This is a genomic window from Pseudomonas chaetocerotis, assembly GCF_015712105.2.
Classification (GTDB): Bacteria; Pseudomonadota; Gammaproteobacteria; order Pseudomonadales; family Pseudomonadaceae; genus Aquipseudomonas; species Aquipseudomonas chaetocerotis.
In genome coordinates this window covers 115,537-135,904 of sequence record NZ_JACFYX020000002.1, presented here as the reverse complement: position 1 = coordinate 135,904, position 20,368 = coordinate 115,537, and the positions used below count along the sequence as shown (strand labels likewise).

Genomic DNA, 20,368 nt, shown 5'->3' with positions numbered 1-20,368 from the left:
GGTTCAGGCCGCGGCATGGGTCGCGGCCTGCCTGCTCTGCATCCACGCCGATGTTGCTTTTGAGCGCAAAGGTCGGAACGGACAGACCCCCAGAATCGCGAATAAAACCGGCGTTCATGGACGGTGGGTTTTGTTGGCGACTCTGTCCCCGTATCGAAGTAGTCATGAGGTTTGCACTCCATGAGTGAACAAAACAACGGCCTGGCTGCCAGCCCGTCCGACTGGCCGAAGGCGCTCTTTGCCGTCGCCCTGCTGTTTTCCATCTTCCAGATCATCACCGCAGCCTTTCACCCGGTGTCGACCCAGGTGCTGCGTGCGGTGCACGTCGGCTTCCTGCTGCTGCTGGTGTTCATCAGCTTCCCGGCGCTCGGCAAGGGTCGTCCGTGGCAGCCCATGGCCTGGCTGCTGGGCCTGGCCGGCATGGCCACGGCGATCTACCAGTGGTACTTCGAGGCGGATCTGATCCAGCGCTCGGGCGACCTGACCACCGGCGACATGGTCATCGGCCTGATCCTGATCGCACTGGTGTTCGAAGCGGCCCGCCGGGTCATGGGCATCGCCTTGCCGATCATCTGCGCGCTGTTCCTCGCCTACGGCATGCTCGGCCAGTATCTGCCGGGCGAGCTGATGCATCGCGGTTACGGCCTCGACCAGATCGTCAACCAGCTGTCGTTCGGCACCGAAGGCCTGTACGGCACGCCGACATACGTGTCGGCGACCTACATCTTCCTGTTCATCCTGTTTGGCGCCTTTCTCGAGCAGGCCGGGATGATCAAGCTATTCACCGATTTCGCCATGGGCCTGTTCGGCCACAAGGTCGGCGGCCCGGCCAAGGTGTCGGTGGTGTCCTCGGCGCTGATGGGCACCATCACCGGCTCCGGCGTCGCCAACGTGGTCACTACCGGCCAGTTCACCATCCCGCTGATGAAGCGTTTCGGCTACCGTTCGGCCTTCGCCGGTGGCGTCGAGGCGACCTCGTCGATGGGCAGCCAAATCATGCCGCCGATCATGGGCGCCGTGGCCTTCATCATGGCCGAGACCATCAATGTGCCCTTCTTCGAAGTGGCCAAGGCCGCGCTGATCCCGGCGTTGCTGTACTTCGGCTCGGTATTCTGGATGGTTCACCTGGAGGCCAAGCGCGCCAACCTGCGCGGCTTGCCCAAGGACGAATGCCCGAACCCGTGGAAGGCCGTGCGCGAACGCTGGTTCCTGTTGATCCCGCTGTTCATTCTCATCTACCTGCTGTTCTCCGGTCGTACCCCGCTGTTCTCCGGTACCGTCGGCCTGGCCCTGACCGCCATGGTCATCCTTGGCTCGGCGATCATCCTGCAGGTTTCGTCCAAGGCCATGCGCTTCGCCTTCTGGATCGCCCTCGGCGTGCTCTGCGCTGGCTTCTTCCGGCTCGGTATCGGCGTGGTGTTCGGCGTTATCGCCGTGCTGGTGGCGATCTGCTGGTTCGTAAAGGGCGGCCGCGAAACCCTGACCCTGTGCCTGCACGCGCTGGTCGAGGGCGCGCGTCATGCCGTGCCGGTGGGCATCGCCTGTGCCCTGGTTGGTGTGATCATCGGTGTGGTGTCGCTGACCGGGGTGGCGTCCACCTTCGCCGGTTACATCCTCGCCATCGGCCAGGACAACCTGTTCCTGTCGCTGGTGCTGACCATGCTCACCTGCCTGGTGCTGGGCATGGGCATCCCGACCATCCCCAACTACATCATCACCAGCTCGATTGCTGCGCCGGCGCTGCTGGAACTGGGCGTGCCGCTGATCGTTTCGCACATGTTCGTCTTCTACTTCGGCATCATGGCCGACCTCACGCCGCCGGTAGCGCTGGCCTGCTTCGCCGCAGCGCCCATCGCCAAGGAGCGTGGTCTGAAAATCAGCCTGTGGGCCGTACGCATCGCGGTGGCTGGCTTCGTCGTGCCTTTCATGGCGGTCTACTCGCCGGCGTTGATGCTGCAGGGTGATAGCCTGCTGGCGACCGCCTACGTCGGCCTCAAGGCGATGCTGGCCATCGGTATCTGGGGTGCAGTGTTCACCGGCTACCTGCAAGCCAAGTTGACCTGGTGGGAGCGCATTCTGGGTCTGGCCGCTGGCGCCAGCCTGATTCTCGCCACCCCGGTCAGTGACGAAATCGGCTTCGTACTCAGCGCCATTTTCATCGCTCAGCACGTCTGGCGCGCCCGCCGTGCCGAGGCAGCGACAGCGTGATCGGTCTGTGCCTGGGGTTGGCTGGCGCGGTATGGGTAGAGTTGCCCGCACCGGCCTTCACCCTGGCCTGGACCCACACCATCGAGAAGATTCGCTGGGAAGAGGATTACCGCGTCACCGCCGAGGGTCTGGTTCTCGGTGAGGCGCGAGTCAAGGGTTCCGGCGCCGGAATGGAAATTCCCGACGGCGCCGAACTGCGCAATGGCAGCTGGCACTACCAGCGTCAGCTACCGCCTTTGCAACCCCTGCGAGTCGGGCGTACGCCTGAAGCCGGGGATTACCAACTGTGTTTCAACCAGCGTTGTCGCCCGATGAGCGACTGGCTCGGCCCGCCACAAGCGAGCCAGCCGGCGTTGGAACTCTGGAGCTGTGAGCTGAGCTCCCCCGCGCCTGACGCGGGTTAGGTTCGCCAGAGCGGACCCAGGCTCCCGGCGCCACAAGTGCCGGTGCAAAAGAAAGAAGGAAGCCCCCATACGGCGCGAGCCGGTGGGGGTTTTGTTCGTCTGCGGCCTGCTAGGCTTGGCTAACCACTTGCCCAGGAGACCCGTCATGTGCCCACTCGTTCGCTTCGCCTTCCCGCTTGCTCTGTGTCTGTCTCCTGTCATGGCCAGCGCCCTGGATATCCAGCCCGGCGTCTGGGAAGTCAGTTCGCACAACATGCAGGTGGGTGGCCAGGCTATGCCCGGCATGCAGGAAATGCTGGCGCAGATGCAGAACCTGCCGCCCGAACAGCGGCAGATGATGGAGAGCATGATGGCCGAGCAGGGCATCAAGCTCGGTGCGGGTGGGGTACAGATGTGCCTCACCGCCGAGCAGATCAAGGCGCAGGAAATCCCCCTGCACGATCCCGACTCCGGCTGCAGCAACGAGATCCTTGAGCGCAGCGCGACACTGTGGAAATTCCGCTTCAACTGCCCGGATGCTCAGGGTGAAGGGGAAACCCGCTTCGTCAGCGACAAGGAATTCACCACCCAGGTCACCGGTACCTACAACGGCCAGCCGAGCAGCGTGGAAAGCCGAGCCCGTTGGGTCGGGGCGGATTGCGGGGTGCTCAAAAGAAACTGACACACAGAAGAGGATGAAAATTATTCGTATTGACTGAGGCGCGATCTTGCTGCGAGAATTTTTCGCTAATTATTTGCATTTGCGATTGGCAGGTGCCTGCCAGGAAGGCATTTGGCTGCGAAGGGACTGCCAGCGGCTATCGACAGCGCATCAGGAGACCGTCCCTTGTTCAGCAGAAAAACCCACCTGGCCGTGGCAATTGCGGCCGCCTGCAGTTTCAATCAAACCATGGCCGCCGAGCAGGAGCAGCTCGAACTCGATGCCCAGACCGTGGTTGGCAGCAGTGCGGTGGCCGAGGTCGATAGCTACAAATCCACACCCAGCAGTGCTGCGACCAAGCTCGACCTGACCCCGCGGCAGACGCCACAGTCGATCTCCATCCTGAGCGGCGCCCAACTGCGCGATTTCCAACTCACCAGCGTCAATGACGCGCTCAAAGCTGTGCCGGGCGTGCAGGTGCAGGAAGTCGAGACGGATCGCACCTACTACACCGCTCGCGGCTTCGACATCACCAACTTCCAGTACGACGGTATCTCCGTGCCGTTCGTCTACGGTAACGTCGAGGGCGATCTGGATACCGCCATGTACGAGCGTGTGGAAGTCATTCGCGGCGCCAACGGCCTGATTTCCGGCACTGGTAACCCGTCGGCGACCGTCAATTTCGTGCGCAAGCGGCCAACCGCCATGCCCCAGGCGCGCGTGGACCTGACAGCCGGCTCCTGGGACAAACGGCGTATCGATACCGACGTATCCGGCGCACTCAACGATGCCGGCACGGTGCGCGGGCGCGTGGTGTATGCCAACGAGAACAAGAACTCCTATCTCGACCGCTACTCGCGCGAGAAGAATGTGTTTCATGGCGTGCTGGAGTTCGATCTGGACGACCGCACCGTCTTCACCCTTGGCCACACCCTGCAGACCAGCGACGCCAACTCACCGATGTGGGGCGCGCTGCCGCTGGTCTATCAGGATGGTGGCAAGACCCACTATTCGCGCTCTACCAGCACTTCCACCGACTGGGCTTACTGGGACAACAAGGAAAACCGCACCTTCGCCGAGCTTGCGCATACCTTCGACAGCGGCTGGCAGGCCAAGACCGTAGTCACCCATGTGGAGAAGAAAAGCGACGGCTCGATGTTCTACGTCTACGGCACACCCAATCGCACGACCGGTGCCGGTCTGTACTCCTATCCGTCCGAGTACAGCGAGAAGAACAAACAGCTGATCGTCGATGTGCAGGCTAGCGGCCCGTTCAGCTTTGCCGGGCGCCAGCACGAGGCTGCCGTGGGTGGCAGTTGGTCGCGCTCCGAGTTGGAGGACTTGTCCTGGTATGACTCGAGCACCGGCACCATGCTGCCGCCGCTGGAGCAGTGGAGTGGTGACTACCCGAAGCCGCGTAATGACAATGGCAGCGCCGGCAGTGATTTCACTGATCGTATGAAGAGCATATACGGTGCTGCCCGTTGGAGCCTGACCGACGACTTGAGCCTGATCACCGGTGCTCGGGTGATCGATGTGAAGAGCGATGGCACCAACTACGGTCTGGCCAAGTCGTCGAAGAACAGTGGCAAGGTCGTGCCCTATGCCGGCGTGGTCTATGACCTCAACGAGCAGTACTCGGTCTACGCCAGCTACACCGAAATCTTCACCCCGCAGACCAAGACCGACGTGACGGGGTCGCGTCTGGCACCATTGGAAGGAGTGAACTACGAAGCCGGGATCAAGGGCGAATTGTTCGACGACAAGGTCAACGTTTCCCTGGCGGTGTTTCGTACCGAGCAGGACAACTTCGCCGAGCAGGCTGGCGTGATCGGTTCGGTTGCCTACTACCGCGCCATTGAAGGCCTGACCAGTGAAGGCTATGAGCTGGAGTTCTCCGGTGAACCGCTGGACGGTCTGCAGCTCAGCGCTGGCTACACCTTCGTCGATATCACCAATGCCGACGGCGGGCATGCCGTGACCTACTCGCCCAAACACATGGTCAAGGCCGCGGCGACCTATCGCGTGCCAGGTCTGGAAAAACTCAAGGTGGGTGCGGCGGTGCGTTGGCAGGACAGCATCAAGACCGCTGTGTCGCTGACGGCCGACGACGGTCGGACCTCCATCGGCACTGCCGATGCCGAGCAGAAGGCCTACGCCGTGGTCGACCTGATGGCCAGCTACGACATCGACCCGAACTGGAGCGTGTCGGCCAACCTCAACAACCTCACCGACGAAAAGTACCTGAACAGCCTGTACTGGACGCAGGCCTACTACGGCGCTCCGCGTAATGCCAGCATGAGCGTCAGTTGGAAGTACTGAGCCGCGGCCGCGCCACGGGCCGACTCACAGCCCGTGGCGGCGGCGGATTTCTCCGACCAGTTCGGCCCGTTCCAGCAGAAAACGGTTGAACAGCTCGATCAGCTGCGGGTGGTGGATGCTCGACAGGTAGTAGTGATCTTCCACATGCGGCAGGTCTGGGTCGTACACCAGGCTGTCGGCGGCCATGCGCATCTGCACCAGTTGGTAAGCCACTACCTTGGGGTTGAGGTAGACCCCGTCGACGCGGTCGCTTTCTGCCATGCGCAGCAACGAGTCGATCTGGTTGGCCTGGATCAGGCGGATTTTTCCGGCACGAATGTCCTGCAGATAGGGCCAGGGCGTGAAGCCGTTCTGCGTGCCGAGCAGTTCGATCCGCTGCTGGCCCTGACCGAGGTGCTGCGGCTTGACCAGAATGCCATCTATGTAGGGCGCCGCCGGGGCGCTGTAGTGGATGCGATGGCCGGCTTTCTGGTCGGCGTTCCATTGTGGGTGATCGGGGAATTTGAGGTCGACCCGGCCGGACAGAAAATCACTGAGCAGGCGCCTGACCGGCAACGGCGTATAGACGAAGCGGTAGTCGTACTCGGCGGCGAAAGCGTCCAGCAGATCGCGTGCGTAGCCGCGGTACTCGCCGTTCTCCACATCCGAGTAAGGTTGGTAGGGCTGCAGTTCGACACCGACGTGAATGTCCTCCTGGGCCAGAGCGGGCAGGACGAACAGGCAGAGCAACAGCGCAAGGCACTTGGTCATGGCGGGCAGGTTCTCGCTGACAGCTAACAGCGGTTGGCCTGATAACCATAGCCGTGCCTCGGGGCCTGTTCAAAGTCTTGCAGGCATCAGGTTGGCGCAGTGCTCAGAGAATCGGCGAGATCAGTCGTGCGACGCGCATACCGAGCCGCTGCAAGCGGTGCAGGTTGCGCCGGTCGGCGTTGACCAGTTCGCGTGAGCGGCTGAAATCCTCTTCCAGCATGCTCGCCACCTGGACGTTGAAGCCCTCGTCGAAGGTCAGCAGGCTGGCCTCGAAATTGAGGCGGAAGGATCGGTTGTCCAGGTTGGCGCTGCCCAGCATGCTGACATCGTGGTCGATCAGCAGCGCCTTCTGGTGCAGGAACCCCGGTTGGTAACGGAAGATGCGTACGCCAGCGCGCAGCGCCTCGAAGGCGTAGAGGCTGGAGGCGGCATAGACAATGCGGTGATCGGGGCGCGACGGCAGCAACAGACGCACGTCCACGCCGCGCATCACCGCCAGGCGCAGGGCGGCGAACAGCGCCTCGTCGGGCACGAAGTAGGGGCTGCTCAGCCACACCCGTTCGCGCGCCGCGTGAATTGCCTCGACGAATAGCAGCGAGCAGGTTTCCTGCGGGTCGGCCGGACCGCTGGCGATCACCTGGCAGAGCAGGCCGGGCTCATCCTGCTTTCTCGGCATCAGCAGCGGCGGCAGCTTCTGGCAGGCCCAGTACCAGTCCTCGGCGAAGGCTTCCTGCAGGCTGGCCACCACCGGGCCGCGTACTTCGACGTGAGTGTCGCGCCAGGGTGCCAGTGGTGGCTTCTGCCCGAGGTATTCGATGCCGACGTTGAGCCCGCCGAGAAAGCCGATCTCGCCGTCGACCACGACGATCTTGCGGTGGTTGCGGAAATTCAGCTGAAAGCGGTTGAACAGCCCGGAGCGAGTGGGGAAGGCGTGTACCTGCACACCGCCGCGGCGCAGGCGGTCGATGAAGGCGGCGGACAGCGAATGGCTGCCGACGCCGTCGTACAGCACGTGCACCTGCACGCCAGCGGCTGCGCGCTCCAGCAGTACGCCGTGCAGGCGTCGGCCGAGACTGTCGTCGCGGATGATGAAAAATTGCAGCAGGATCACCTGCTGGGCGCTGGCCAGGGCTGCGAAGATCGCTGCGAAGGTGGCCTCGCCATCAATCAGCAGTTCGACGCGGTTGCCGGTCAGGCCGGGTAGATGCGACAGGCGTGGCAGCGCGCGCAGGCGGTCGTAGGCCGGCGACAGGTGCGCTGCCTTGGCTTCCTCGACCCAGGGGCGCCAGTCCTGCTCGGCCATGGCGTGGTGCATTTCCTTGTCGGCCTGGCGCCGCGCCTTGACGTAGGCATCGAAGCGGCTGCGGCCGAACACCAGATACGGCAGCAGCGTCAGGTAGGGCATGAAGAATAGCGATAACCCCCAGGCCAGCGCGCCCTGGGCGGTGCGCACGGTCAGCACGGCGTGGATCGCGGCCAGTACGCCAAGGGCGTGGATGGTAGCGATCAGGTACGCGAACAGATGGGGGATGCCGAAATCCGCAGGCATGCAGGGTCTTCCTTTGCACAGGCTGTGTGCAGCTGACCACGGGGGTTGCGCAGCGTTCGCAAGCATCCTGCCATGGGCATCTGGAGAATGGCAGTGTCGGGCAAATTGCCACCTTTCGAGGAATTATTCGAGACTTTCATGTGTCTGTGAGTCTGAGTGAGCGGAATTCATGTGTTACCCTTTTCGGTTCGACCCGTTTGCAGGTCGTCTTTAATTGGAGGAGGGCATCCGTCCTGTTCACGCTCGTCTAGCGAGTCAAACGCATCAAGGAGCACGCCAAGTATGGGAAACGTCCCTTCGCATGACACGACCCCGCCACCCGTAGCGGAAACCCACGAAGGCATCCCGGCACCGACCGGTGAAGCCAACCTGATCGACACCGATTACGTCATCGGTCAGGACAACATCAAAGGGCAATTCGTCTTCGCCCTCGACATTCATGGCAAGGTCTTCACCATCTCCGCGCTGGTCGCGGTGATCTTCGTGATCCTCGCCCTGGCCCTGCAGAACCAGATCGAACCACTGTTCAGCGGTGTGCGCGACTGGCTCACCCACCACATGGCCTGGTTCTTCATCGGCGCCGCCAACATCTTCGTCCTGCTGTGCCTGGGCTTGATCGTCTCGCCGTTGGGCAAGGTGCGCATCGGCGGCAAGGACGCGACCCCCGACTACACCTACATGGGCTGGTTCTCCATGCTGTTCGCCGCCGGTATGGGCATCGGCCTGATGTTCTACGGCGTATCCGAACCCATGTCGCACTACAGCTCGGCGATGGGTGGGATCACTGTTGGTGAGGACGGCGTGCGTACCGACTGGGCACCGCTTGGCGGCGCCGCCGGCAACGCCGAGGAAGCCGTGCGCCTGGGTATGGCCGCGACCATCTTCCACTGGGGCCTGCACCCCTGGGCGATCTATGCCATCGTCGCGCTGGCACTGGCGCTGTTTTCGTTCAACAAGGGCCTGCCGCTGTCGATCCGTTCGATCTTCTACCCGATCCTCGGTGAGCGCGTCTGGGGCTGGCCAGGACACATCGTCGATATCCTCGCGGTGTTCGCCACCCTGTTCGGTCTGGTCACTTCGTTGGGATTGGGCGCGGAGCAGGCGGCGGCGGGTGTTGAGTACCTGTTCGGCATTCCGGCCACGGACACCACCAAGGTACTGCTGATCGTCGCCATCACCCTGATCGCTCTGGCCTCGGTGGTCGCCGGCCTCGACAAAGGCGTCAAGCGCCTGTCGGAGATCAACATGGGCCTGGCCATGGCCTTGCTGTTGTTCATCATCATCGCCGGGCCGACCCTGGTGATCTTCACTGACTTCTTCAAGAACCTGGGTGCTTACCTGCAGTACCTGCCGGCGCTGTCCAACCCGGTCGGCCGTGAAGACGCCAACTTCAGCCAGGGCTGGACCGCCTTCTACTGGGCCTGGTGGATCAGCTGGTCGCCATTCGTGGGCATGTTCATCGCCCGCGTCAGTCGTGGCCGCAGTGTGCGTGAATTCCTCGTTGCCGTACTGCTGGTGCCGTCGCTGGTCTCGGTGCTGTGGATGACCGCCTTCGGTGGCACTGCCATCAACCAACTGCTGGTCGATGGTTTCACCGGTGCGCAGGACGCCGGCCTGGAGCTGAAGCTGTTCAGCATGCTCGGCGAGATGCCACTGACCGGCATCACCTCGTTCATCGGCATCGTGCTGGTGGTGGTGTTCTTCATTACCTCGTCGGACTCCGGATCCTTGGTGATCGACACCATTACCGCTGGCGGCAAGGTCAACGCTCCAGTGCCGCAGCGCGTGTTCTGGGCCAGCATCGAAGGCGTTATCGCCATTGCCCTGCTGCTCGGCGGTGGCCTGGTGGCGCTGCAGGCCATGGCCGTGTCGACGGGGTTGCCGTTCACTATCGTGCTGCTGGTGGGTTGTATTTCCATCGTCAAAGGCCTGATGAGCGAGCCGCGTTAGGCGGGCCTACCCCCGCATCCGGCGCTTGGCGCCACCTTCTCCCAAGGGAGAAGGGCATCGAGGAAAACGTCGCTGTGTGGTCTGATCCCCTCTCCCATAAATGGGAGCGGGGAAACCAGGCCACAAACGAAAACGCCGCGAACCTGTCAGGGTTCGCGGCGTTCTCGCATCTGGCGAGAGTGCATCAGCACTCGATGATGTTCACCGCCAGGCCGCCACGCGCGGTTTCCTTGTACTTGGTCAGCATGTCTGCACCGGTTTCGCGCATGGTCTTGATCACCTTGTCCAGGCTCACATAGTGCGAGCCGTCACCGTACAGCGCCATGCGCGCGGCGTTGATGGCTTTGACCGAAGCGATGGCGTTGCGCTCGATGCAGGGGATCTGCACCAGGCCGCCGACCGGGTCGCAGGTCAGGCCCAGGTGGTGCTCCATGCCGATCTCGGCGGCGTTCTCGACCTGCTCCGGGGTGCCGCCAAGTACTGCGCACAGCGCGCCGGCCGCCATCGAACAGGCCACGCCGACTTCACCCTGGCAGCCGACTTCGGCACCACTGATCGAGGCGTTTTCCTTGTAGAGGATGCCGATGGCGCCGGCGGTCAGCAGAAAGTCGATGATGCCGCGCTCGCTGGCGCCGGAAATGGCGTTGGCATAGTAGTGCAGCACCGCCGGGATGATGCCGGCGGCGCCGTTGGTCGGTGCCGTCACCACGCGGCCACCGGCGGCGTTCTCCTCGTTCACCGCCAGGGCCCAGAGATTGACCCAGTCGAGCATGCGCAGCGGGTCTTCCAGGTAGCTGCGCTGGAAGCCACCGAGCTTGCGCGCCAGGATTGCGGCGCGGCGGCGCACCTTGAAACCGCCCGGCAGGATGCCCTCGGTGCGACAGCCACGGTCGACGCAGGCCTGCATCACCTTCCAGATTTCCAGCAGGCCCGCGTCGGTCTGTTCGTCGCTGCGCCAGTGACGTTCGTTGCGGCGCATCACCTCGGCGATGCCGATGCCGTTCTCGCGCGCCAGGCGCAACAGGTCGGCGCCACTGCTGAACGGCAACGGCAGGCTGGTGGCGTCCGGGGCGATGACCTTGTGTTTGGAGCCGTCGGCGAGGATCGCCTCGCTGACCACGAAGCCACCGCCCACCGAGTAATAGGTAGCCTCGTGCACCTGAATGCCGGCAGCATCGAAGGCGGCGAAACGCAGGCCGTTGGCGTGCAGCGGCAGCGCCTTGCGGAACATCTTCAGGTCGGCCTTTTCGTCGAAGGCGACGGCATGCTTGCCGGCCAGCAGGATGCGCTTGTCGCGGCGAATGGCCTCGATATAGCCGGGCACCTGATCGACGTCGACGGTGTCCGGCTCATGGCCGCTGAGGCCAAGCAACACCGCCTTGTCACTACCGTGGCCCTTGCCGGTTGCACCCAGCGAGCCGTACAGCTCGGCGGCGACACGGGTCACCTGCGGCATGTGGCCGTGGTTCTCCAGCGCGTGGGTGAACAGCGCGGCCGCGCGCATCGGGCCGACGGTGTGGGAGCTGGAGGGGCCGATACCGACTTTGAACAGGTCGAAAACGCTGATAGCCATGGCGAGATTCTTCTTCTGTAGGCACGGCTGAAAATCGGGTTTTCAGTGATGCCTTGTATGTGGGTGAACCACGCGCCCGGTTCAGCGCGTGTGGATATCTCTATCTAAGGCCGGCCATATCATTATGTATACTGATTTATTTTTAACCTATTCGTTAGCGACCCTTAACTATTGAGATTGCGCCATGGACATCACCCGCCTGCGCACCCTGCGTGAACTGGCCCGCTGCCGCACCATGGCGGCGGCCGCCGAGTCGCTGCACCTGACGCCTTCGGCGGTTTCGCAGCAGGTTTCCCAGCTCGAACGCGAAGCGGATATGGCGCTGATCGAACGGCGCGGTCGCGGCGTGGTGCTTACCCCGGCTGGCGAGCGCCTGGTGGCGCATGCCGAACGCATTCTGATGGTGCTCGACGAAGCGCGCTCGGAGCTGGCGCTGCTGCGTGGGGAAATCGCCGGTGAGTTGCGTGTGGCCGCTTTCCCCTCGATCGCCGTGGCGGTGATCGCGGAAACCGTGCGTGCGCTGCGCAGCGCCTACCCTAGGCTGAACGTGGTGGTGTTGGAGCTGGAACCGCAGGAAAGCCTCAGTGCCCTCGGCGCCTGGCAGATCGACGTGGCAGTGATCGACGACCTGGCCGTGCAGCCCGACGAGAACCGCGAGAACTACGCGCTGATTCCCCTGACCCAGGATCAGTTGCACGTCCTGCTGCCCATCGACCATGCACTGGCCAGGCGCGACAGCCTGACCATTGCCGAGCTGCGCGACGAAGCCTGGGCGCTGGACTCCACCGGCAGCTCCTTCGGCGAATTCATCACCAACCTGTGCCGCCGTTCGGGCTATGCGCCGCGCATCAACGCCCACTGCGCCGGCTTCGAGATGGTCGCGGCCATGGTCGCTTCGGGCAACTCCATCTCCATCGTCTCCGGCCTGCGCCTGGTACGGACGCTACCCGGCGTCACCGCCATACCGCTGCTGCCGGCTATCCAGCGTGGCGTGTTTCTCGCCTACCGCAAGGGCGAGCGTGATCACCCGGCGGTGAATGTATTTCTCGACGAGGCGGTGTACACCGCCGACAAAGTCCTCGGCTAACCCCATCCCGCTTCAGCCGCGAGACTTTGGCTCCCCAGGAGCCAGGGGAGAAGGCGCTTTTCGGTTGTAGGTCTGCTAGAGGCCCGTCTGACGGTGGATAAGCTTCGCGTTATCCACCCTACGCCCGAAAGTTCGAATGCGTCTTCACGTAGGGTGGATGACGCTTTTTTCATCCACCGGTTGTGCGCTGCATATACGGTCTACTGACTCAATGGACGTGACGGGTTCTTGTGCTGCTTCAGCCTCCAACTTCACCCTGTCAGCTTTGCTGATGTACTTGGGTTTGTTGCTTCTAGGCGCGAGTTTGGCATTGGCCTTCTTGGCGTGGGCCTCGAGTAGTTGCTTTATCTTTTTGCGGCGATTCATGGGAGTGTTTGCGCTGTCTTGATTCGAGAGTTCTCACGCGTTGCGTGGAAGCTGGAGTTTAGCTCCAGAGTGCGCTGATCGGCGTATGCGCCGGATAGTGGGTTGCCACTTGCGCCTGCAGCAGTTCTCCACAGGCCAAGGCATCGGTCAGTGCATGGTGCGCCGAGTACAGCGGCAAGCCGTAGCGCAGGCGGCTGTCGGCCAGGCGGATGGAGAGGGGCTCGCGGCCGCGCAGGCGGTCCCACCAGCTCACGGTGCGCTTGGGGTGCAGGCGGGCTTCCAGTTCCATGGTGTCGATGATGGGGAAGACCAGGCCTTCGCCCAGGTGCTGGCGCACGGCCTGGTCGAGGAAGCTGCGCTCGATATTGCGGTAGTGCGCCACCACGACCTTGCCGGCCAGAGCTTCGAGCAGTTCGTCGAGTACGCTGGCCAGACGCGGGGCGTGGCGGATGTCGCTGTGGGTGATGTGGTGGAAGGTGACCGATTCGGCGTTCAGCTCGCCGGTGGGTTTGACCACCCAGTAGCGCGCCTCGCTGCAGCGGATGCGTTGCAGGCTCAGCGGCACCAGGCCAAGGCTGACGATGGCGTTCTCGCGTGGGTCGAGGCCGGTGGTTTCCACGTCCAGCGCCACCAGTGGGACATCCTGCAGAGGTGTATCAGCCGCGACGCAGCCGGCGCCGTAGAAGGCGCGCAGGCGCGGGTCGCGGCTGCTGTCGGCAAGGCTGGCGAACAGTTGCGGCCAGTCCTGGGCCGCGCGCTCGCTCATCGCGGGCGGCCCGTCGGTTGCGCCGGATAGCGAAAGCGCAGGAATTTCTGCGCGTTGCTGATCACCTGGAAGGCTTCCTTGAGGTGCTGGCGTTCGCTGGCGCTGAACTGTTCCGGCTCGATGTAGTTGCTGGGCGCGTTGCCAGCCTCGACTTCACGGGCCTGATGGCGCACACGCACCAGGCTGAGGAACTCGAAGGCATAGCGCAGGTGCTCCAGTGCCTCCTTGGGCAGCAGTTTGGTGGCAGCGATGGCGTCGAGACGGTCCAGCGAGTTCTGCGCCTTGGAGCCGCAGGCCAGGGCGTGCACGCGGATCAGGTCGGTGAGCGGCGCGGTGCCCCGGCCCTTGAGGTTGATGATGTTGCGGTGGCGGCCGTCGGTTTCCATCACGAAGGTGCGAAAGAAGCCCAGCGGTGGCGTGCGGTTGAGCGCGTTACGCGCCAGCGCGGCGAGGAAGGCGGCGCTGGCGCTGGCCTTCTGCGCCAGCAGGTCCTTGAGGTTTTCCACCAGCTCGGTTTCGCCGTAGAGGCCGTCGAGGTCGAAAAAGATGCTGGCGTTGAGCAGGGTTTCCGGGTTGGGCCGCTCGATCCATTCGCTGAAGTATTGCCGCCATACCTTCAGCGGCTGTCGCCACCTGGGGTTGGTGGCCATGATGCCGCCCTTGCAGTAGCTGTAGCCGCAGGCGGCCAGGCCGTCGCTGACGAACTGTGCCAGTTCGGCGAAGTAGGCGTCGTGTTCGTCCGCATCGAAGCGGTCGTCGAGCACCAGGGCGTTGTCCTGGTCGGTGAGCAGCAGTTGCTCGTCGCGAGCCATGGAGCCGGCGACCATGAAGCAGTAAGGCACTGGCGGCGGGCCAAGTTTCTGTTCGGCCAGCTCCAGCAGGCGCTGGCTGAAGGCGCGGCCGATGCCGCTCATGGCGCTGCCGACCATGTGCGCGCTGGCGTCGTCGGCGACCATGCGCACGAAGGTGGCGCGCAGGTCAGGCAGCAGGCTCTTGAGCCCCTCCACCGACGTCTTGTTGAAGATGCCGTTGACCAGATACAGGCTGCTGCGCGACTCGTAGCGGATGATGTCGGCCAGCGCCACCACGCCCACCGGGCGGCGGCGATGCAGCACCGGTAGATGGTGGATGTTGTTGCGCAGCATGCACAGCATGGCCTCGAACACCGAGTCGTCGGCCTGCAGGGTGATGGGGTTGGGCGTCATGATCTGGCTGACCGGGGTGTCGCTGGGCAGGCCAGCGGCAACCACGCGGGTACGCAGGTCGCGGTCGGTAAGGATGCCGGCCATCACCTGGGTCTGTTGCTCGGCCACGTCCACCTGGTGCGGGTCGGGCCAGCGCGTGCCGGGATCGACGACGATCACCGAGGACACACTGTGCTCGGTCATCACCTGCGCCACCTGCTGGATCGGCGTGTCCAGCGGCACGCTGACCGCTCCGCGCGAGATCAGCTTGCGCACCTTGATCTTCATCAGCTCGCTAGCCTTGCCGTGGCTGTCTTCCAGCGCGGACTTGAGCCGTGACTGACCTTCGGCCTCGACGAAGTCGGCGAAACTGTCGAACTGCTCGCACAGTTGCTGGAACAACACGCCGGGGATGAAGTAAATCAGGCTATCTTCCAGCGCGGTGGCGCCCAGGCGCACCTTGTTGCCGCGCAGCAGGCCGGCCTGGCCGAAGATGTCGCCCTCGGTCAGGCGGTTGTGCAGCTCGCCGCCACGCCTGTGGATTTCCACAGCGCCGCTGCGTACGTAGTGCAGCTCGTGGATCGGCGCACCGACGGCGAGGATTTCGCTACCGGCCTTGAAGTAGCCCACTTGCACCTGGCGGGCGATCTCGTCGAGAGTCTGCTCCGGCAGATTGTCGAAAGGGGCGAAGCGATTCAGGTGGTCGCGGATCTCGATCAACTCGATCTGCATGCGGGCCTCGCTGACTGGCTGGCACTACAGGATACGGGCTGCCACGATGTCAGCGCAAAGTGAGTGGTCATCGGCCAATCAAGGAGAGGCTATGCAGGTTTCAGGATTAGGGTGGCTGGTGGGCGCGCTGCTGGTGCTCGGCGGCGCCACGGTTTTCTACTACAACCGCCTGGTATTCAACCGTCACCGCGTGGCCGAGGCCGGCAGCGGCATCGATGTGCAACTCAAGCGCCGCGCCAGCCTGATTCCGGCGCTGGTGGAATGCGTACGGCAGTACATGAGTTACGAGCAGAGCACGCTGCAGGCGCTGGTGCAGGAGCGCATGCGTGCGGTGCAACTGGCCGACTCGCCGCTGGGCCAGCGCGCGCCAGTGGAGGCGCAACTGGGCAGCCAATTGCGCCAGCTCTTCGCCCTGGTCGAGGCTTACCCCGAGCTCAAGGCCGACGACCAGTTTCGCGAGTTGCAGGGCAACATCAGCGAGGTCGAGAACCATATCCAGATGGCGCGGCGTTACTACAACGGCGCGGTGCGTGAGCTGAACGTGCTGGTCGAGTCGGTGCCGAGCAATCTGGTGGCGCGCCTGTTTTCCTTTACCCCGGCCGAATACTTCACGCTGGATGATCCGCTTGACGGTCAGTCGCCGAAGATGGAGTTCTGAACATGCACGGATGGCTGCGTGGCCTGTTGCTGCTATTGGTTCTTTTGCCTGGCGTGACGCTGGCGCAGGAGGCCATCGAGGATTTTGCCGTGAGCCTGCAGGTCGAGGCGGACGGCAACCTGCTGGTGACCGAGCGCATTACCGTGCGTGCCGCAGGTCGGGACATTCGCCGTGGCATCTATCGCGATCTGCCGGTCAGCTATGCGTTGCCGATGGGGCTGGAGCAAAGCAGCCCGATCACCCTGCTGGGCGTGACCCGCGATGGCCGGCCCGAGTCGGTACGCCGCGAGCGCAACGGCGCCTGGGTGCGCTTCTACCTGGGCTCGCCGAACATCCTGCTGGAGCCGGGGCGCTATCGCTACGAGCTGCGTTATCGGGTTGGCCGCGCCCTGTTGCATCACGCCGATACGGACGAGCTGTACTGGAACGTCACCGGCAACGGTTGGCTTTTCCCCATTCGCCAGGCCACGGTGGAGGTGCGCCTGCCGGCGGGGGCGCGCATCGGTCAGTTGGCTGCGTATACCGGGGCCCAGGGCGATCGGGGCCAGGACTTCCGGATACTCGAACGGCGCGATGACTACCTGCGCCTGGCCACCACCGAGACGCTGCCGGCCTATCACGGCCTGACCGTGGCCGTGGACTGGCAGGCCGGACTGGTGCCACGTCCAGGCTTGGTGCAGAACGCCAGCCGCGCCGTGCTGGACAATCTGGGGGTTGGCATCGGCGGCGTGTTGCTGATCGGTCTGTTGCTGTTCTACCTGCGCGCCTGGAAGCGCGTCGGCCGCGATCCGCAGAAGGGCGTGATCATCCCGCTGTTCGAGGGGCCGCAGGGCATGAGCGCGGTGCAGGCGGGCTATCTCTGGCATCGTGGGTTGCGTGGCGCTTTCGGCGAGGCGCGCGCCTTCAGCGTATGGCTCACCGACATGGCCATCCGCAAGCACCTGCATATCGAGGACAAGCCGCACGGTGGTGGTTTCAGCCTGGCCCGCGACCAGGGCGCGGGCGGCGACATGAGCGAGCTGGATCGCGACCTGCGCAAGCGCCTGTTCCCGGCCAACAAGGCCGGCATCGCACTGATCATCGGCACCGAGTACGAGCCACGCCTGGCGGACGCGGTGGCCGGGCTGAGCAGCCAGCTGGGCGAGCAGGGCAAGGCCTGGTTCGCCAACAACCGCGGCATCTGGGCCTTGGGGTTGGTGTGGGCCGCATTGGCATGTGCGGCCACCGTGCTCTTGAGTGGCCAGGGTGGAGATGAGTGGGGCACAGGTCTGGCCGGGTTGGTGTTCAGCCTGGGCTTTGGCGTGCCGGCACTGATCGTGTTCAACATGGCCCGTCACCAGCCCAGCTTCGGTAAGCAGATGGGGCTGTATCTGGTCGCGCTGATGTTCGGCTGGCCGGTGCCCGTGGGGCTGATGATGGTCGCTGCGTCGGTGTCGGTGCCGGCGTTGCTGCTGGTCGTCGCCTATGTCGTGTTGGTGCTGGTGTTCTATTACCTGTTGCCGGCACCGACCCTGGAAGGGCGGCGTCTGCTCGATGCGTTGGAAGGCTACCGTGATTACCTGCAACTGGCCGAGCGTGACGCCCTGGCCCTGGCAGGCGACGCCCCGGCGATGAGCATCGCGCTGTACGAGCGCCATCTGCCCTTCGCCATGGCCCTGGGCGTGGAAGACAAATGGAGCGCGCGCTTCAGCGAGGCCCTGGCCAGCGGCCTGATCGACCCGGCGCAGCGCGACTATCAACCGAGCTGGTACCACAGCCGCAGTAACTACAGTTCACCGCAGGCCCTCAGTGGCGCGCTGGCCGCCGGCCTCGCCAGCGCCACGGCCCTGGCTTCGTCGCCGCCGTCGAGCAGTTCGTCGGGCGGCGGCGGTTCGTCCGGGGGCGGCTCCTCGGGTGGCGGAGGTGGCGGCGGTGGCGGTGGGGGTTGGTAGAGGCGTCTGTGGCGAGTGCCGCTGATGTGCGACGTTCGCTTTTTCTGCCGAGTTGACTGGGGTAGGGTGCCGCCTCGATTCGCCCAGGCAGGCGGTTGTGAGCGCCAAGGAGAGTGTGATGTCAGGAAGACTGCGAATTCTGCTGTTGCTGTGCTGCTTCTGCGCCTTCAGTGCGCAGGCCGAAGAGGCCATCCAGAGCTATGACGTGCACCTGCAGGTCGAGCCCAGTGGCGAGGTGCGGGTGACCGAGCGCATCGCCGTGATTGCCGAAGGGCGACAGATATCTCGCGGCATCTATCGTGACATCCCCACAGGCTACAGCCTGGGCACTGGTCTGCTGCGCAGCACGCCATTGACGCTGCTCTCGGCCACGCGTGACGGTCAGCCGGAAACTGTCACGCAACAGGCGCATGAGCACGGCGTTCGCCTGCGTCTGGGCCGTGCCGATGTCATGCTTCAGCCCGGCCCCTATGTCTACGAGCTGACCTACCGCATGGATGCGCAACTGCTGCACCACGCCCGCGTCGATGAGCTCTACTGGAACGTCACCGGCAATGACTGGCAGCTGCCGATCCGTCGGGCCAGCGTCGAGGTGTTGCTGCCGGAGGGCGCGCACATCGAGGCGGCACATGGCTATACCGGCTACCAGGGTTCGCGTGAGGGCGCCTACGAGGTGATCGAGCAGCAGGGTAACCGTCTGCGCCTGGCGACCACGCGCGAGCTGGACGCGCGCGAAGGCTTTACCGTCGCCCTGGCCTGGCAGGCGGGGCTGGTCGCCCGACCCGGCTGGTGGGACGAGTTGCTGATACTGCTGGCCGACAACTTGCGTCTTATCCTGCTGGTGCTCGCTTTCAGCGGGCTGTTGTTGTTCTACGCACGCCTCTGGTGGACAGACGGCCGGGGGCCGGGTAGAGGCCTGGTGATCCCCCTGTTCGAGCTGCCTCGGGGCGTCAGCCCCTTGATGGCCGGGTACGTGTGGCGCCGCGGCCTGGGCAATGACCGCAAGGGCGTGCGTGCGCTGAGCATCATGTTCACCGACTTGGCCATTCGCGGCTGGCTGAGCCTGCAGCGCAACGCCGACGGCCTGGTGCTGACGCGTGGTGAGGCAGACGGGGATGCCATACGCGAGGAAGAGCGGCGCATGCTCGATGCCCTGATAGCACAGAAAAATGGCTCGCTGACCCTGGGTGGCCGCTATGAACCGCGTCTGACGAAAGCTCTGGAGGTGTTGCTCAAGAGCTTCGAAGGGATCGAGCAAAACAACTTCAGTAACCATACCGGGTCCTGGTTGCTAGGTGCGTTCTTCGCCCTGATGACGGGGATCGCTCTGCTGGTGACCTCCACGGGCGACTCGGAGGCTGCGAACACCGCCGTTTGGGTGATGCTGCTGGGGGTACTGCTGGGGGCCGGGATGTTCTACTGCCTGACCCACGAGATGATCGGTTCGGCACTCTTGCTGATGCTGTTCGTCCTGATCAGCCTGGGTCTGGCCGCAGGACTTGTGGGCGGTGCGGCGGTGCTGCAGTGTCTGGCACTGTTCGTCATCGTCGCCGTGGCACGCACGTTCATGCGCTCGCCCTCCATCGCCGGACGGCGCCTGCTCGATGAGCTGGAGGGCTACCGTAATTACCTGAGCCTGGCCGAGAAGGACGTGCTGGACAAGGCAGGCCAGGCTCCCGTGATGAGCATTGCGTTGTACGAACGGCATCTGCCCTACGCCATGGCTCTGGGGGTCGAGCAGCAGTGGACCCAGCGGTTCACCGCCGAGCTGCGCAAGGGCACGCTGGCGCCTGTGGAGGTGGACTACCAGCCACAGGGTTTCACTCGGATGATGACCTCGGGTGAGGCCATGGCGCTTGCCTGGAGTCTCGACCGGATGCTGATGACGGCTTCCGTACCGCCAGAGGTGCCGAGATCCGTCGACAGCTTTTCCGGTTCCAGCAACAGTGGCAGCGGCTACGGCTCGTCCGCCTCCCATGGCGGAGGCTCCTCCGGCGGAGGGGCTGGCGGCGGCGGAGGCGGCGGCTGGTAACTCAGACGCGTCGGTAGCGCAGCGGCCGCTCCTGGCAATCCTCCCGTACCTGGCCGGAGCAGGCCCAGCTCGCGCGTGTCGGTGATATGCAGCATGTGAGCACCTCGCAGCTGTCGTGGCGCAGGGCGATCACCGGATCAATCCGGCTTCATTGCAGGCGATGGCCCCAGGACCTTGCTCAGCGCCACGGCGTGGCCGACCTCGGCGGATTCCAGC

General features: G+C 64.1%; 14 protein-coding genes and 1 pseudogene. 9 read left to right on the top strand and 6 right to left on the bottom strand.

Going from position 1 to position 20,368, the window contains the following annotated elements; genetic code table 11:
* The first annotated feature begins 180 nt into the window (after window positions 1–180).
* The 4 genes from H3221_RS04605 (at window position 181) to H3221_RS04590 (ending at window position 5,574) form a co-directional block, all read left to right on the top strand.
* Window positions 181–2,208, top strand: a complete 2,028-nt coding sequence (locus tag H3221_RS04605; RefSeq protein ID WP_196475572.1) for a TRAP transporter permease — start codon at window positions 181–183, stop codon at window positions 2,206–2,208.
* On the top strand, window positions 2,205–2,612 hold the full coding sequence (locus H3221_RS04600) for a DUF1850 domain-containing protein (protein WP_196475573.1): 408 nt from the start codon (window positions 2,205–2,207) through the stop codon (window positions 2,610–2,612). Before H3221_RS04605 ends, H3221_RS04600 begins: the two co-directional genes overlap by 4 nt.
* A gap of 145 nt (window positions 2,613–2,757) precedes the next feature.
* Window positions 2,758–3,273, top strand: a complete 516-nt coding sequence (locus H3221_RS04595; RefSeq protein ID WP_196475574.1) for a DUF3617 domain-containing protein — start codon at window positions 2,758–2,760, stop codon at window positions 3,271–3,273.
* 165 nt (window positions 3,274–3,438) lie between these two features.
* Window positions 3,439–5,574: a TonB-dependent siderophore receptor gene (locus H3221_RS04590; RefSeq protein WP_196475575.1), complete on the top strand. Its 2,136-nt coding sequence runs from the start codon at window positions 3,439–3,441 to the stop codon at window positions 5,572–5,574.
* Window positions 5,575–5,598: 24 nt separating this feature from the next.
* Here H3221_RS04590 and H3221_RS04585 read toward each other — a convergent pair whose 3' ends face one another.
* Window positions 5,599–6,324, bottom strand: a complete 726-nt coding sequence (locus H3221_RS04585; RefSeq protein ID WP_196475576.1) for a substrate-binding periplasmic protein — start codon at window positions 6,322–6,324, stop codon at window positions 5,599–5,601.
* Window positions 6,325–6,427: 103 nt separating this feature from the next.
* Window positions 6,428–7,873, bottom strand: coding sequence for a cardiolipin synthase (cls, locus tag H3221_RS04580; protein WP_196475577.1), 1,446 nt, complete (start codon window positions 7,871–7,873; stop codon window positions 6,428–6,430).
* A gap of 282 nt (window positions 7,874–8,155) precedes the next feature.
* Between cls and H3221_RS04575 the strand changes: the two genes are divergently transcribed.
* Window positions 8,156–9,823 carry a BCCT family transporter gene (locus tag H3221_RS04575; RefSeq protein ID WP_196475578.1) on the top strand — a complete coding sequence of 556 codons (1,668 nt, stop codon included), beginning with the start codon at window positions 8,156–8,158 and terminating at the stop codon, window positions 9,821–9,823.
* Between the two features lie 184 nt (window positions 9,824–10,007).
* On the opposite strand, the gene H3221_RS04570 is transcribed toward H3221_RS04575, so the two are convergent.
* Window positions 10,008–11,396 carry an L-serine ammonia-lyase gene (locus H3221_RS04570; RefSeq protein WP_196475579.1) on the bottom strand — a complete coding sequence of 463 codons (1,389 nt, stop codon included), beginning with the start codon at window positions 11,394–11,396 and terminating at the stop codon, window positions 10,008–10,010.
* 184 nt (window positions 11,397–11,580) lie between these two features.
* On the opposite strand from H3221_RS04570, the gene H3221_RS04565 reads away from it, so the two are divergent.
* The gene (locus tag H3221_RS04565; RefSeq protein WP_196475580.1) at window positions 11,581–12,483 is read left to right on the top strand and encodes a LysR family transcriptional regulator; all 903 of its coding nucleotides are present in this window, start codon (window positions 11,581–11,583) and stop codon (window positions 12,481–12,483) included.
* Between the two features lie 207 nt (window positions 12,484–12,690).
* Here H3221_RS04565 and H3221_RS04560 read toward each other — a convergent pair.
* From H3221_RS04560 to H3221_RS04550, 3 genes and pseudogenes are all read right to left on the bottom strand, one after another.
* Window positions 12,691–12,849 (bottom strand): annotated as a pseudogene (locus H3221_RS04560) (DUF2986 domain-containing protein); the annotation flags it as partial.
* 58 nt (window positions 12,850–12,907) lie between these two features.
* Window positions 12,908–13,615 (bottom strand): 3'-5' exonuclease, encoded by a 708-nt coding sequence (locus H3221_RS04555; RefSeq protein WP_196475582.1) that lies wholly within the window; start codon window positions 13,613–13,615, stop codon window positions 12,908–12,910.
* The gene (locus H3221_RS04550) at window positions 13,612–15,531 is read right to left on the bottom strand and encodes a DUF294 nucleotidyltransferase-like domain-containing protein (RefSeq protein ID WP_196475583.1); all 1,920 of its coding nucleotides are present in this window, start codon (window positions 15,529–15,531) and stop codon (window positions 13,612–13,614) included. Before H3221_RS04550 ends, H3221_RS04555 begins: the two co-directional genes overlap by 4 nt.
* A 91-nt stretch (window positions 15,532–15,622) precedes the next feature.
* Between H3221_RS04550 and H3221_RS04545 the strand changes: the two genes are divergently transcribed.
* From H3221_RS04545 to H3221_RS04535, 3 genes are all read left to right on the top strand, one after another.
* Complete coding sequence (locus tag H3221_RS04545; RefSeq protein WP_125834124.1) at window positions 15,623–16,189, top strand: LemA family protein; 567 nt, start codon at window positions 15,623–15,625, stop codon at window positions 16,187–16,189.
* A 2-nt stretch (window positions 16,190–16,191) separates the two neighbouring features.
* On the top strand, window positions 16,192–18,120 hold the full coding sequence (locus H3221_RS04540; protein ID WP_196475584.1) for a DUF2207 domain-containing protein: 1,929 nt from the start codon (window positions 16,192–16,194) through the stop codon (window positions 18,118–18,120).
* A gap of 118 nt (window positions 18,121–18,238) precedes the next feature.
* Window positions 18,239–20,152 (top strand): DUF2207 domain-containing protein, encoded by a 1,914-nt coding sequence (locus H3221_RS04535; protein WP_196475585.1) that lies wholly within the window; start codon window positions 18,239–18,241, stop codon window positions 20,150–20,152.
* Window positions 20,153–20,368: the final 216 nt, after the last annotated feature.